Origin of the sequence: Synechococcus sp. H55.9 (assembly GCF_047462355.1) — a bacterium.
In the GTDB taxonomy this organism is placed as follows: Bacteria; Cyanobacteriota; Cyanobacteriia; order Thermostichales; family Thermostichaceae; genus Thermostichus.
Map to the genome: position 1 here is coordinate 49666 of NZ_JANSJB010000009.1, position 1831 is coordinate 51496.

Below are 1831 nucleotides of genomic sequence, written 5' to 3' on the forward strand. Positions count from 1 at the left end.
TCTCCCAACGGGAGAGGGGAGATGGAGATTGGGGTAGCGAACTGTCTCATCCTTAGCTGGAGGTAAACAACTGGCTGTCGTGCTTGTGGATTAGGTCGCCGCCCTGACCTTTGAGAAGGCATCCCTTCCGATGCAGGCATGCCCAAGCGGTGACCTATCCCCCCCGCCGGCAACTATGGGGAGACGGCTTCCCTAGCCGAGATCCCAGGTGTGTACCGGCTGACCTTGCCGCTGCCGTTCCCAGTAGGCACAGGTCAATTGTTGCATATCTTTACCATGCCGAGCCACGTAGCGGCGCTGCCAGGTGGCCCCATTCTGCCCCGACTCGACACGGCCGCGGAGAATGCCCAGGTACTCCTGGATGTCCTGGGGCGCCAAGTCCAGTTGCGCCAAGCCCGCCTCTGCTTGCGGGAGCAGCTCTTGCAGCAACAATTGGCGCAGGGATCCCTGCCAACCGTTGAGCCAGGTGATGGGGGCCTCGAGGCCGAAGCGGGCGGCCGTATAAAAATTGGCGCGGCACTGGGCAAAGCTCAGCTCCTGCTCCGGGGGAAGAGGTCGGGATCCCAGAGCTTGCACCAGGCCAAAGTAAAAGGCCGCATTGGCGATCATGTCCGGCAGGGTGGGGCCTGCTGCAGCCACCCGCTGTTCGATGCGCAGGTGGGGAACGGGATCCAAGCCGATGAGGGGGCGGTTCCAGCGCCAGATGGTGCCGTTGTGCAGACGCAGGTGGGCCAGCTCCGAGGGGGCAGCGGCTAACCTTTGCGGCAACACCACCGGGTAGCGGTGCAGATTTTCCCAGAACAGCTCCATTAGGGATTCCTGGACATAGCCTTGCCCGAAGGTAACGCGAGCTTGGTGGGTGGGGGCGAGGGGGGGTGGGCCATCCAAGGCTTGCTCAAACACCGGGATGCGGGTTTCCGCCCACAGGTCGTGCCCAAACAGATAGGGAGAATTGGCTGCCAGGGCTACCAAGGGGGCCGATACGAGCAGGGAAGCGTTGAAGTAGCGGGCTGCCTGGTGGGGCGACACCTGCAGATGGATTTGAAAAGAGGTGGTGGCTGCCTCCAGCATGACGTTTGGGTGGGTGACGCGTAGCCGGGCGGCAGGCCCTGCGATCGCCAGCCCCAGGGGCGGGATCCCCGAGGGTTGCTCGCGCCGGTGCAGGTTTAGGATCTGCTCGTTGAGGGCCAGGTAGCGCTTGCGGGGGGAGATCATCTCCAAAGTGAGCTGCTGCTGCTGCAGCGTGGGCAAAATGCCGATCATCATCAGCCCTGCCTGCAGTTGCTCGGCCACTCGGCAGCAGCGATCCCACGTCTGTTCCAGCTCTTGGCGGAGCTGCCGCAGAGCGGATGCAGCCAAAACCTGGGGCCGGCTGTTGAGCTCGATGTTGAAGCGGGCCAGTTCCGGCACCACCAGCGGGTCGTTGACAGCCTCCAGGTAGGCTGAGTTGATCGGGGCCGGATCCCCCTGAGGAGTCACCAGCCAAGCCTCCAGCTCGAACCCTCCCACCGGGGATCCCTGGGCAAAAGGCTGACAGGCGGGATCCAGCCCCGGCGCGGCGGCCAGCCAGCGGTCCAGCAGATCTGTCTCCTGCTGCAGCCGAGCTTTGAACTCGGCAAAGTCCTCTGCGCCAAAGCTGAAGGAGGCAATCTCCTGGCCCATCGAGACAACTCCGCGGCTTCCCTGGATGAGAACATCGTAACTACTCTTGTCAGCCCCGACTTGAGCACGAAAAGGAAAGAACTTCGTGATAGATGAACTACCCCACCGCGCAGGCGGGTGGGGTTTCCCCATCCGCTTTACGGCGAGATTTTTGTCTCTTCCTCTGCCC

The 1831-nt window shown here is 62.9% G+C and carries 1 protein-coding gene; it reads right to left on the reverse strand.

Annotation, left to right across the window (positions count from 1 at the left end; translation table 11 throughout):
* Nucleotides 1-192: 192 nt before the first annotated feature.
* Nucleotides 193-1662, reverse strand: a complete 1470-nt coding sequence (locus NW857_RS02520) for a glutamate-cysteine ligase family protein (protein WP_414367879.1) — start codon at nt 1660-1662, stop codon at nt 193-195.
* Between the last annotated feature and the right edge of the window lie 169 nt (nt 1663-1831).

Coding starts and splice junctions, on each gene's coding strand:
- NW857_RS02520 (WP_414367879.1), bottom strand. CDS start 1,662: ATGGGCCAGGAGATTGCCTCCTTCAGCTTTGGCGCAGAGGACTTTGCC.